This window comes from Micromonospora polyrhachis (assembly GCF_014203835.1).
Lineage (GTDB): Bacteria > Actinomycetota > Actinomycetes > Mycobacteriales > Micromonosporaceae > Micromonospora_H > Micromonospora_H polyrhachis.
In genome coordinates this window covers 5,171,261-5,183,725 of sequence record NZ_JACHJW010000001.1, presented here as the reverse complement: position 1 = coordinate 5,183,725, position 12,465 = coordinate 5,171,261, and the positions used below count along the sequence as shown (strand labels likewise).

9 protein-coding genes and 1 pseudogene are annotated in these 12,465 nt (G+C 70.0%); 5 read left to right on the top strand and 5 right to left on the bottom strand.

The window, feature by feature from the left end:
• Positions 1–36 precede the first annotated feature (36 nt).
• The gene (locus FHR38_RS22950) at positions 37–510 is read right to left on the bottom strand and encodes a MarR family winged helix-turn-helix transcriptional regulator (protein ID WP_184536613.1); all 474 of its coding nucleotides are present in this window, start codon (positions 508–510) and stop codon (positions 37–39) included.
• 140 nt (positions 511–650) lie between these two features.
• On the opposite strand from FHR38_RS22950, the gene FHR38_RS22945 reads away from it, so the two are divergent.
• A complete protein-coding gene (locus FHR38_RS22945; protein WP_184536612.1) occupies positions 651–1,238 on the top strand; it encodes an NADPH-dependent FMN reductase in 588 nt (195 codons plus the stop codon).
• 69 nt (positions 1,239–1,307) lie between these two features.
• Here the strand turns inward: FHR38_RS22945 and FHR38_RS22940 are convergent, their stop codons facing one another.
• Together FHR38_RS22940 and FHR38_RS22935 are read right to left on the bottom strand one after the other, a co-directional pair.
• Positions 1,308–2,918: a mucoidy inhibitor MuiA family protein gene (locus FHR38_RS22940; RefSeq protein ID WP_312882353.1), complete on the bottom strand. Its 1,611-nt coding sequence runs from the start codon at positions 2,916–2,918 to the stop codon at positions 1,308–1,310.
• 125 nt (positions 2,919–3,043) lie between these two features.
• Positions 3,044–3,448 carry a secondary thiamine-phosphate synthase enzyme YjbQ gene (locus FHR38_RS22935; protein ID WP_184536611.1) on the bottom strand — a complete coding sequence of 135 codons (405 nt, stop codon included), beginning with the start codon at positions 3,446–3,448 and terminating at the stop codon, positions 3,044–3,046.
• Between the two features lie 201 nt (positions 3,449–3,649).
• Between FHR38_RS22935 and aceE the strand changes: the two genes are divergently transcribed.
• Positions 3,650–6,406, top strand: coding sequence for a pyruvate dehydrogenase (acetyl-transferring), homodimeric type (aceE, locus tag FHR38_RS22930; protein WP_184536610.1), 2,757 nt, complete (start codon positions 3,650–3,652; stop codon positions 6,404–6,406).
• Positions 6,407–6,768: 362 nt separating this feature from the next.
• Here aceE and FHR38_RS22925 read toward each other — a convergent pair.
• Positions 6,769–7,194 (bottom strand): annotated as a pseudogene (locus FHR38_RS22925) (SRPBCC family protein); the annotation flags it as partial.
• A gap of 132 nt (positions 7,195–7,326) precedes the next feature.
• Between FHR38_RS22925 and FHR38_RS22920 the strand changes: the two are divergent.
• The 3 genes from FHR38_RS22920 (at position 7,327) to gltX (ending at position 11,627) form a co-directional block, all read left to right on the top strand.
• A complete protein-coding gene (locus FHR38_RS22920) occupies positions 7,327–8,742 on the top strand; it encodes a glycoside hydrolase family 1 protein (protein ID WP_184536609.1) in 1,416 nt (471 codons plus the stop codon).
• Positions 8,739–10,124, top strand: a complete 1,386-nt coding sequence (locus FHR38_RS22915) for an MFS transporter (RefSeq protein ID WP_184536608.1) — start codon at positions 8,739–8,741, stop codon at positions 10,122–10,124. The genes FHR38_RS22920 and FHR38_RS22915 overlap by 4 nt, the downstream gene beginning before the upstream one ends.
• A gap of 93 nt (positions 10,125–10,217) precedes the next feature.
• Complete coding sequence (gltX, locus tag FHR38_RS22910; RefSeq protein ID WP_184536607.1) at positions 10,218–11,627, top strand: glutamate--tRNA ligase; 1,410 nt, start codon at positions 10,218–10,220, stop codon at positions 11,625–11,627.
• 60 nt (positions 11,628–11,687) lie between these two features.
• Here the strand turns inward: gltX and FHR38_RS22905 are convergent, their stop codons facing one another.
• Entirely contained in the window at positions 11,688–12,272 is a 585-nt protein-coding gene (locus tag FHR38_RS22905; protein ID WP_184536606.1) for a copper resistance CopC family protein, read from the bottom strand.
• Positions 12,273–12,465 lie beyond the last annotated feature (193 nt).

Below are 12,465 nucleotides of genomic sequence, written 5' to 3'. Positions count from 1 at the left end.
CGTTTCGGGCGGCGCGTGTCGCGCCGGTCGGGCGCCTCAGCACTCCTCCGGACAGCCACCATCGGAGACCTTCCAGACCAGGTCGCGCAGCGTGGTCAGCTCGGCCTGGGTCAGTCCGCTGAGCAGCCGCGAGTCGGACAGCACGCGGTGCACCTCGTCGCGAACCCGCCGGCCGGTGTCGGTGACCACCAGGGTCTTGAGTCGACGGTCCGCCGGGTCGGTACGGCGTTGCACGAGACCGGCCTGTTCGAGCTTGTCGACCAGGGCGGTGACGTTGGAGCGGTCGCAGCCGAGCTGCTCGGCGAGGTCGCGGGCGGGCAGCGGGTGGTCCGGGTCGAGCTGGTGCAGCGCGCGGGCGGCAGCCGGGGTCAGCCCGAGCTGCGCGAGATCGGTGTCCTGGTAGTGCCGGAGCGCGCCGGCGATGTGCATGATCCGGTGCACCACGTCACCGGCGAGGGTGCACTGGTCGAGCACGCTCGAACTGCCGGTGGGAGTTGTGTGCTGCGCCATGGGGGACATGGTACTTGCGACCAGATAATTTAGTTGCTCTACTATTGGCCAGCTCACGCAATTGGGTCGGGAGAACCTTTCCCGCCTCGCCGCAACTGACCCGAGGACGCTTCCCGGGCAACCCAAGCAAGGAAATCCACATGTCCGACTTCTCTGTCCTGGCCATCTCCGGCAGCCTGCGGGACGCCTCGTTCAACACCGGCCTGATCCGGGCCGCCCAGCGTCTGGCACCGACCGGGCTGACCATCGAGCACTACACCGGCCTGGCCGAGATCCCGCCGTTCAACCAGGACCAGGAGACCGCACTGCCAGCCCCGGTGGTCGACCTGCGGGAGCGGATCGCCGCCGCCGACGGCCTGTTCATCGCCACCCCGGAGTACAACTTCGGCGTGCCCGGCGTACTCAAGAACGCCCTCGACTGGGCCTCCCGCCCCACCTTCCCCGTCTCGGTGTGGGTCTCCCCGCTGGCACACAAGCCGATCGCCATCGCCGGTGCCGCCCCGACCGGCATGGGGACCGTACGGGCCCAACTCCAGCTGCGACAGCTGTGCCTCTGCGTCGACGCCGCCGTGGTGACCAAACCCGAGGTCATCGTCACCAACGCGCACGAGAAGCTGACCGCCGACGGATCGATCCAGGACGAGCCGACCGAGACCATGCTGTGCGGGCTGCTCGACGCGCTGGTCGCCAAGATCAAGGTAACCCAGCTCGCCACCGCCGCCGTCTGACCGACCGACGAAATGCTGATCCGCCCCTCGGGTGCCGCCCGGCCTGGGCGACCCCCGAGGGGCGGTCCGTCACTCGCGCCAGCCGACCAGTTCGACCCCCTTGGCCAGCTCCACCCGCAGTCCCACGTGGATCTCCCGGGACTCCCCCGGCGCAAGCTGGAGCCGCCAGCTCAACCGTCCCAGGTCAGCACGCTCGGTCGGCGAAGGTTCCAGCCGCAGTTCCCGCACCACCACGCCCTCGTCCCGGGAGACCGGCAACTGGTCCAGCACCGTCACCGCCGCCGCCCGAGGCGTGTGGTTGGCCACGGTGATCCGGTACTCGACCTCCCGGCGACGGGTCGAGCCCAGCGTCGCCTTCGTGTCGCTGCGCCGGGCCAGCACCCGCTCCACGCGTACCCGGTCGTCCAGGCCCAGCGCCAGCTCGACCTCCTCGCCCGGCGCCCACCTCGGCAGCTTGGTGGCGGCCACGAAGTCGCCGCCGTGGAACACCGACGCCGGCCCCGCCGGCAACGTGTGTGTCGAGCCGTTCACCACGGTCGCCCGCAGGTGTGCCTCCTCGGCGCGTACCGGCGCGGTCAGGTAGTCCAGCTTGGTGGGCATCTCCAGCACCGCGACGGTGGCCCGGTGGGCACTGCCGTCCGCCGGTACGGCCACCGGCCGCGCCGGCCGGTAGGTGGCCGCCGCCACCCCCTGCTCGACGGTCGCGACGCTCTCCTTCATCCGGGCACGCGCAGGGGCCGCGGCGGCGGGCGCGGGAGCCGGGGCGGGAGCCCCGCCGGGCTCCACCGGCATGGCCAGCGGCTGCATGGCCCCGAAGGACTGCCGGGGCGGCGGGGGCGGGGTCGGCCGGAACCGGTCGAGATACCACGGGTCCAACTCGGGTACGTTCGCCGCCGCCGACGGGCGCGCGGTCGACAACTGCAGCTCACACTCCGGCCAGTCCTCCCCGGTGCGCTGGGTGATCAGGCCGAACCAGGTGAGCGTCAACGTCTCCTCGACCAGGCGCAGGTCGTACGACGAGCGCCAGCCGGCACCGTTCACCACGTACGACAGTTCGAGCTGGACCTCGGCGGCGTCGGCGTCGGCGGCACCGACCGCCAGAGTGACCTCGGCGGCCAGCCGGTCCGGGCGCTGCCGGCCGGTCAACGTCGCCAGCTGCCGCTCGATCGCCGCCAGCCGCTCCTCGGCCAGTCTCCGGCGGTGGGTCAGCTCCCGCTGGCGGGCGCGCGACTCGGCGAGCTGGTCGGCCACCGAGTCGGCGAACGCGCCGACGTCGGCCGGGGTGGCGTCCCCGGCGGCGAGCGCCCGGGCGTAGGTGCCACCCGACCGCTGCGCCAGCGTGGCCAGGAACTCGGCCCGCTGGCGCTCGACGGCGTCGGCGTCGGCCAGCTCGGTCAGCTCCACTGTCACCGTCCACCGCTGCTCCTCCAGCTCGGCCACGGCCGAATCGGGGCTGCGGTCGTGGTGGTGGGTCACCACGTCGACCCCGAGTACGGTGGCCGGTCCGGTCCCGCCGACCCGGATCGAGTCCCGATGCAGGTCCAGGGGGAGCGGGCCGATGCGTACCCGGTGCTGCCCGGCGGGCAGGGCGACGGTGCCGCGTCGGGTCACCCGGGCCCGATCGGGATAGACGGTCACGGCGACGATGGGCGCATCGATCTGGTCTGAGGTAGGCGTCACAGCGGCGAGGCTAATCGCGTCCCGCCAGCCCCGCCGGGCGCAAGAGCGGCCAGCCGGGCAGGCGGTCTCGGCTGGGCACGCGGTCAGCCAGTCAGCCGGACAAGGCGGTCAGCCGGACAAGGCGGTCAGCCGGGCAGGAACGAGAACCGGACCTCGCGGGTGTCGTTGTCGCCGTTCAGGTCGACCAGGCAGATCGACTGCCAGGTGCCCAACGCGAGCCGGCCGCCGAGCACGGGCAGGGTCGCGTACGGGGCCACGAAGGCGGGCATCACGTGGTCCCGACCGTGCCCCGGTGACCCGTGTCGGTGCCGCCAGCGCTCATCGGCGGGGAGCAGGTCGTCCAGCGCGGTCAGTACGTCATCGTCCGAGCCCGCCCCGGTCTCGACGATCGCCAGCCCGGCCGTCGCGTGCGGGACGAAGACGTGCAGGAGGCCGTCGCCCGCCCCGGCGAGGAACTGCTCCGCCTGTTGCGTGATGTCCCGCACCACCGGACGGCTGCCGGTCCGGACCGTGATCACTTCGCTGCGCATGGGCCATAGTCTGCCTGAGCGGTCAGGAAGGGGCCCGTGTACAACAGAAAGCAAGAGGAAGAGGTCCTTCCTTGCCGGTAGTTACCGACGAGTACCTGTGTCGCGCATCGCGTCTGGGGCCACTAGAGGTGACTTAACCAGGTATCAGGGGGCAGGATGGCGGCAGAGACCTATCCCACACACACAACCGAGGGAACGCCTGTGGCCACGGAACGCAAGCGCCCGGTAATCAGCGACGGCCTACCGAGCCAGCTTCCGGACATCGACCCCGAAGAAACCGCTGAATGGGTCGAGTCGCTTGACGGTGTAATCGACGAGCGGGGTGCCAAACGCGCCCGCTACGTCATGCTGCGCCTGCTGGAGCGGGCCCGCGAACGCCAGGTCGGGGTGCCGCCCCTGACCACCACCGACTACATAAACACCATCCCGCCGGAGCAGGAACCCTGGTTCCCGGGGGACGAGCACATCGAGCGGCGGATCCGGGCCTACATCCGGTGGAATGCCGCGATGCTGGTGCACCGGGCGCAACGGCCGGAGATCGGCGTGGGTGGGCACATCTCCACCTTCGCCAGCTCGGCCTCGCTCTACGAGGTGGGCTTCAACCACTTCTTCCGGGGCAAGAACCACCCCGGCGGCGGCGACCAGATCTTCTACCAGGGCCACGCCTCCCCCGGCATGTACGCCCGCGCCTTCGTTGAGGGGCGGCTGTCGGAGGATCAGCTCGACGGCTTCCGGCAGGAGTTGTCGCACCCGGGCGGCTCGCTGCCGTCGTACCCGCACCCGCGGCTGATGCCGGACTTCTGGGAGTTCCCGACCGTCTCGATGGGGTTGGGTGGGCTCAACGCCATCTACCAGGCGCGGTTCAACCGTTACCTGCACAACCGGGGCATCAAGGACACCTCCCAGCAGCACGTGTGGGCGTTCCTCGGCGACGGTGAGATGGACGAGCCGGAGACGCTGGGCGCGATCGGCGTGGCGGCCCGGGAGGAACTGGACAATCTCACCTTCGTGATCAACTGCAACCTGCAGCGCCTCGACGGGCCGGTACGCGGCAACGGCAAGGTGATGCAGGAGCTGGAGGCGTTCTTCCGGGGTGCCGGCTGGAACGTGATCAAGGTGGTCTGGGGCCGGGAGTGGGACCCGCTACTCGCCGCGGACACCGACGGCGCGCTGGTCAACCTGATGAACGTCACCCCCGACGGCGACTACCAGACCTACAAGGCGGAGTCCGGGGCGTACGTCCGGGAGCACTTCTTCGGCCGCGACCCGCGTACCCGCAAGATGGTCGAGGGTCTCTCCGACGACGAGATCTGGAACCTCAAGCGGGGTGGACACGACTACCGCAAGCTCTACGCGGCGTACAAGGCCGCCACCGAGCACACCGGCCAGCCGACGGTCATCCTGGCCAAGACGATCAAGGGCTGGACGTTGGGGTCCAGCTTCGAGGGCCGCAACGCCACGCACCAGATGAAGAAGCTGACGCTGGAGGACCTGAAGACCTTCCGCGACCGGCTCTACCTGGACATCCCGGACGAGGCGCTGGAGAGCAACCCCTACCTTCCGCCGTACTTCCACCCGGGCGAGGACTCCGAGGAGATGGCGTACCTGCGGGAGCGGCGCGAGGCGCTGGGCGGCTACCTGCCGTCCCGGAAGATCACCGCGCCGCCGCTGCGGATCCCGGACCCGGCCCGCTTCGGCGACCTCAAGCGGGGCTCGGGCAAGCAGAAGGTGGCCACCACCATGGCCTTCGTCCGCCTGCTCAAGGACCTGATGAAGGACAAGGAGTTCGGGCGGCACTGGGTGCCGATCATCCCGGACGAGGCCCGCACCTTCGGCATGGACTCGCTCTTCCCGACCCAGAAGATCTACTCCCCGCACGGGCAGAACTACACCGCGGTCGACCGGGAGCTGTTCCTGTCGTACAAGGAGGCGACCACCGGGCAGATCCTGCACGAGGGCATCAACGAGGCCGGTTCGGTGGCGTCGTTCACCGCCGCCGGCACCGCGTACGCCACGCACGGCGTGCAGATGATCCCGGTGTACATCTTCTACTCGATGTTCGGCTTCCAGCGCACCGCCGACGGGCTGTGGGCCGCCGCCGACCAGATGGCCCGGGGCTTCCTGCTCGGTGCCACGGCCGGTCGGACCACGCTCAACGGTGAGGGGCTACAGCACGAGGACGGCCACTCGCACCTGATCGCAGCGACCAACCCGGCAGTGGTGGCGTACGACCCGGCGTTCGGATTCGAGATCTCGCACATCGTCGAAAACGGTCTGCACCGGATGTACGGCGAGAACCCGGAGAACGTCTTCTACTACCTGACCATCTACAACGAGCCGATCGTGCAGCCGGCGGAGCCGGCCGAAGTCGACGTCGAGGGCGTACTCAAGGGCATCTACCGCTACGCGGCAGCCCCGGCGGTGTCGGCCGACGGCGGCGGGTCCGCGCCCCGGGCCAACATCCTGGCCTCGGGCGTGGGCATGCAGTGGGCGCTCAAGGCGCAGCAGTTGCTGGCCCAGGACTGGGGCGTGGCCGCGGACGTGTGGTCGGTGACCTCCTGGACCGAGTTGCGCCGCGACGCGGTCGAGTGCGAGGAGTACAACCTGCTGAACCCGGGCGACGAGCTACGGGTGCCGTACGTCCAGCGCAAGCTGGCCGACGCGGAGGGCCCGAAGGTCGCGGTCAGCGACTGGATGCGGGCGGTGCCGGACCTGATCGCCCGCTGGGTCCCGGGTGACTACACGTCACTGGGCACCGACGGCTTCGGCATGTCGGACACCCGGCACGCGCTGCGCCGGCACTTCCGGGTCGACGCCGAGTCGATCACCGTGGCGACGCTGCGTCAGCTGGCGCTGCGCGGGACGGTGCCGGCGAACGTGCCGGCCGAGGCGGCCAAGAAGTACGCGATCGACGACGTGACGGCGGCCCCGGTCGGCGAGACCGGCGGCGACTCGTAGGCGGACTCGGTTCCGTCGGTAAGGGGCGGGTGGTGACGGTAGTTTCCGTCATCGCCCGCCCCTGACCTTTGCCGCCCCCAGGTCTCGCGCCCCCCGGGTCTGGTTCAGCACTTCGCCTTCGCACTGGCCACAACTCTGGCCGCCGCCCGGTGACCACCGACCCCAGCTTCTTCGTCGGCCGATTCGTCGGCCGGGCCGCGGAGCAGGTCGTCGAGCCGGGTCTCCCCAACCGGAGCCCGCCGCTCCTCGATGGCCGACTGGTCACCCAGGTCCGCGCCGGCCATGCTCGGGCCGCCAACGGTCGCGCCAACCAGAACGCCCGGGTCGCCGGCCGGTCGGGCACCGACCTCGGCCGGCATGAGCAGTTCGGTCAGCCGGGCCAGGGAGCCCTCCAGCCCGGCACCGACCCGGCGCACTCCCAGGCGTAGCAACGCCTTGCTGACCGGGCCGGCGGGCCAGCGCACCACGATCAGGCGTACGCCGGTTTCGTCGCCGTCGGCCGCCAGTTGGACGTACACCTCGGTGCGGGCCTCGGCCCGCGCTCCGGCACCCTTGGCCCGCTCCCGCCAGCCGATCAGGGTCGGCTCCTGGTACGCGATCACCTCGGCCTCGCCGGACGCACCCCGGCGGGCCTGGACCCGCTGCCGTCGGCCGTAACCCTCGCCGGAGAGCACCTCGGCCTGGCGTACCCCGGCCAGCCAGGACGGCAGCTGTTCGGCCTGCTGGACCACCTCCCAGACCGATTCGATCGGCACCCCGACGCGCCCGCTGCGCTCAACGAGAATCATCTTCGCTGCCTCCATGAAGGACATTTCTCAATATCGGCACTCTATGCGCAATTTCGGACAGAACGGGAAGGGTTCCCATCGACACGCCGGACGAATAGAGTCCGAACACATTTCACGTTACGAGGAGGGTCGATGACCGAGGCGACGCCACTGCACTTTCCGGCCGGATTCACCTGGGGCGTGTCCACGGCGGCGTACCAGATCGAGGGTGCCACCACCGAGGACGGTCGCGGCACGTCCATCTGGGACACCTTCACCCACGAGCCAGGTCGGGTGGTCGACGGTACGACCGGCGACGTCGCCTGCGACCACTACCACCGCTATCCCGAGGACGTCGCGCTCATGGCCGGGCTGGGCGTCACCGCGTACCGGTTCTCCATCGCCTGGCCCCGGATCCAGCCCGACGGCACCGGCCCGGCCAACCCCCTCGGCCTCGCCTTCTACGACCGGCTGGTGGACAGCCTGCTCGAAACCGGCATCGACCCGGTCGCCACGCTCTTCCACTGGGACCTGCCGCAGGCACTGGAGGACCGGGGCGGCTGGCTGAACCGGGACACCGCCCACCGGTTCGCCGACTACGCCGGGCTGGTCGCCGACCGGCTCGGCGACCGCGTCAAACTCTGGATCACCCTCAACGAACCGTTCGTGCACATGACCCACGGCTACGGCATGGGCGTACACGCCCCCGGCCGGATGCTGCTCTTCGACGCATTCCCGGTCGCCCACCACCAACTGCTCGGCCACGGGCTGGCCGTCGCGGCGATCCGCGCCCGCAGCACCAGCCCGATCGCCATCGCCAACAACTACTCACCGGTGTGGCTGCGCGGCGACACCGACGCCGACCGGGCCGCCGGCACGGCGTACGACGCACTGCACAACCGCCTCTTCACCGACCCGCTCCTCGGCCGGGGCTACCCGGCGGAACTGCCGATGACCACGGCCACGGGGGCGGCCCAGTCGGCCGGGCTCGACGGGCTCGACGGGCTCGACGGGCTCGACGGGCTCGACGGGCTCGACGGGCCGGTGGTACGCGACGGCGACCTCGACGTGATCGCCACGCCCATCGACTACCTCGGCGTCAACTACTACAACCCCACCGGCGTACGGGCCCCGGAAGAGGACAGCCCACTGCCATTCGACCTGGTGCCGCTGGACGGCTACCCGACCACCAGCTTCGACTGGCCGGTCGCCCCGGACGGGCTGCACGGCCTGCTCACCTCGCTCCGGCAGCGCTACGGCACGAAGTTGCCCCCGATCCACGTCACCGAGAACGGCTGCGCGTACGACGACGTACTCACCCCCGACGGCCGGTGCGACGACCCGGACCGGATCGCCTACCTGGCCGGACACCTGGGCGCGGTACGGAAGGCGCTGGACGAGGGGGTCGACGTGCGCGGGTACTTCGTCTGGTCCCTGCTGGACAACCTCGAATGGGCCGAAGGGTTCACCAAGCGTTTCGGACTGGTCCACGTCGACTTCGACACGCAGGCGCGCACCCCCAAGTCCTCGTACGCCTGGTACCGCGACCTGATCGCGCGCCGACCATGACCGCCGTGGACCCGGCCGCGTCGCGGCCCGAGCCGGAGTCATCCCGGCCCGACCCGAAGTCATCCCGGCCCGAGCCGGAGTCATCCCTGCTCGAGCCGGAGTCATCCCTGCTCGACCCGGCGAGGGCGGCGACGCTGCCCACCGCCCTCGCCGAGCCAACCGTCCCGGTACGCCGAGGCTGGATCGCGTTGATCTTCAGCGCCAACCTCGGCGTCTGGATGGCGTTCTTCACCCCCATCCAGGTGCTGCTCCCCCAGCAGGTGGAGCTGATCACACCGACCGACAAGGAGACGATGCTCGCCATCGTCACCGGGCTCGGTGCGCTGGCCGCGGTCATCGCCAACCCGCTCGCCGGGGCGCTCTCCGACCGGACCTGCCTACGGCTCGGTGGCCGCGAATTCGGCCGACGACACGTCTGGACCCTGGGCGGCGCGGTGCTCGGGGCGGCGTCCCTGTTACTGCTCGCCCAGCAGCGCACCATCCTCGGCGTGACGATCGCCTGGATCGCCGCGCAACTGTGCTTCAACGCGATGCTGGCCACCCTCACCGCCGCCGTACCGGACCGGGTGCCGGTGGCCCAACGCGGTGGTGTCTCCGGCTGGATCGGCATCCCACAGGCGCTCGGCCTGGTGGTGGGGGCAGTGCTGGTCACCGCCGTCGTCACCGGAAACGCGGCCGGGTACGCGGCGGTGGCGGTGGCCGTGCTGCTGCTCGCCGTGCCGTTCACCCTGCTCACCGCCGACGACCCACTACCCCGTACGCACCGACCCCCGCTGCGCTGGCGGGAACTGCTCGCCGGGATGTGGGTCGACCCTCGGCGGTACCCGGACTTCGCCTGGGCCTGGGGCACCCGCTTCCTGGTCCAGGTGGGCAACGCGCTGGGCACCCTCTACCTGCTCTACTTCCTCACCGACCAGGTCCGTCATCACGATCCGGAGAGCGGGTTGCTCATCCTGATCCTGCTCTACACCACCGGACTCATGGCCACCGCCGTCGTCGCCGGCCGACTCTCCGACCGGACCGGCAAGCGCAAGATCTTCGTGATCTGGGCCGGGGTGATCATGGCGGTGGCGGCGTTGCTGCTCGCCGCCTGGCCGATCTGGCCGACCGCCCTGGTCGCTGCACTCCTGCTCGGTGCCGGTTACGGCGTCTACGTCGCGGTCGACGCGGCGTTGATCACTCAGGTGCTGCCCCAGGCGACGAACCGGGCCAAGGACCTCGGCGTCATCAACATCGCCAACTCCGCGCCGCAGGTGCTGGGTCCGGCGCTCTCCGCACCGATCGTCGTGCATCTCGGCGGATACCCCGCCCTCTACACGGCGACCGCCGCCGTGACCCTGCTCGGCAGCATCCTGGTGGTGAAGATCCGCACCGTCCCCTGATTCGGGAGCAGGGAAGGGCTCCTTCTTGCCGCTTTCCGCCTTGGGAAGGGGCCCTTCCTAACGGCTCTCCACCGGCAGCCGTACCCTTGACCTGTGACGGTACGCGTACGATTTGCCCCTTCCCCCACTGGCATGTTCCACGTCGGGGGTGCCCGCTCGGCCCTACAGAACTGGATCTTCGCCAAGCAGCAGGGCGGTGTCTTCGTGCTCCGCGTCGAGGACACCGACGCGGCCCGGAACCGCCCCGAATGGACCGAGGGCATCCTGTCGGCGCTGGACTGGATCGGCATCGAGCGCGGCACCTACGAGGGGCCCTACTTCCAGTCGCAGAACGCCCAGCAGCACCGGGACGCCGCCGCGAAGCTGCACACCGCCGGTCGGGCGTACTACTGCGACTGCACCCGGGAGGCGGTCCAGGCCCGTACCGGTTCGCAGTACCAGGGTTACGACGGCTTCTGCCGCGACCGGGGTCTCGACCCGGGCGAGGGCCGGGCGCTGCGCTTCCGTACGCCGGACGAGGGCGCGACCGTGGTGGTCGACCTGATTCGGGGCGAGCCGACCTTCGAGAACAAGTTGATCGAGGACTTCGTGATCGCCCGGGGCGACGGGTCCCCGGTCTTCCTGTTGGCAAACGTGGTCGACGACATGACCATGGGGATCACCCACGTGATCCGGGCCGAGGAACACCTGCCCAACACTCCGAAGCAGCAGTTGCTCTGGGAAGCGCTCGGGGTGACGCCCCCGGTGTGGGCACACGTGCCGGTCGTGGTCAACGAGAAGCGCCAGAAACTCTCCAAGCGACGTGACAAGGTCGCGCTGGAGGCGTACAAGGATGAGGGCTATCTCGCCTCGGCAATGCGCAATTACCTGATGTTGCTCGGCTGGGCTCCCTCCGGCGACCGGGAGATCGTCCCCTGGTCGGTCATCGAGGACGAGTTCCGGTTGTCCGAGGTCAATCCGTCACCGGCCTTCTTCGACGAGAAGAAGCTACGCGCGTTCAACGGCGAATACATCCGGGCGCTGCCGGTCGACGAGTTCATCGCCGCCTGTCAGCCGTGGCTCACCGGCACCGACACGATCGCACCGCCGCCGTGGCAGCCCGAGGAGTACGATCCGGCCGCGTTCGCCGCCGTGGCACCGCTGGCGCAGACCCGGATCGCCGTACTCAGTGAGATCGTGCCCAATGTCGACTTCCTCTTCCTGGAGTCACCGCTGATCGACGAGGGGGCCTGGACCAAGACCATGAAGGAGGGGTCCGCCGAACTGCTCGACGAGGCGATCGCCGCCTTCGACGCGCTGCCCACCTGGGACGCCGAGACCCTCAAGGCCACCCTGGAGGAGGTCGGCGCGGCACGCGGCCTCAAGCTCGGCAAGACCCAGGCACCGGTACGGGTCGCGGTCACCGGCCGTACCGTCGGACTGCCGTTGTTCGAGTCGCTGGAGGTGCTCGGTCGTGAGCGCACCCTGACCCGACTGCGCGCCGCCCGGGTGCGACTCCCCTGACCTGCCGCAGGGCGGCCTGATCGAGCGGGCTGCCGTCGGCCCTACTGTCCGGCGCTGCCGTCAGCCACGGCGGCGGCGCCGGAGCGCCAGTATGGCGACGACTCCCACCAGCACCGCCGCACCGACAATCCCCACCCACCAGTACGACGGTTCCTCGGGCTCGGTACCCGGTGACGCTGGTACGAACGCGGGTGAGGCGCTTGAGGTCGGCGTGGCGGTGGGGGTGGTGGTCGGTGCCGGGGATGGTGACAGGATGGGGGTCGCACCGACGGTCAGGTTGAAGGTGACCGTTCCCTTGACCGGGTGCCCGTCGCCGGAGGCGACCTCGTACCGGATCAGGTAGGTCCCGGCGGGTCCGGGCCGGAACGGCACCGCCACCTTGGACCCGGCGAAGACCGGCTCCCCACCCTGGGCCGACACGCTCTCCGGTCCGGTGACCGTGACCTTGGTGGTCGCCGGGTCGAGTCGGGACAGGAACGTCAGTTCGACCCGATCCGGTGCGGTACGCAGTTGCGCCCCATCCTTCGGATCACTGCCGGTGAGGGAGTTGTGGGCAGCCGCCGGCCCGGCGGGCAACAGTACACAGAGCAGCCCCACGATCGCCCCCAGCAGCGACCCTGCTGTCCGGGTCCCCCGGTTCCCCATGAACACCTCCCGACAGATACGATCTTTACTCGGATCTACAGTTCGTCATTGGTCGACCTGAGATCGCAGATAGTTCCAAAATGCCACTCGGCCAGGTGCAACCGAGTGCTGTTGTCCGGAGTCTAAACAGGTAAGTGCGTATTACTCCTGCTCCGGCAGGATCCGCGTACTTTACCGGCAACCCGCGCATGAC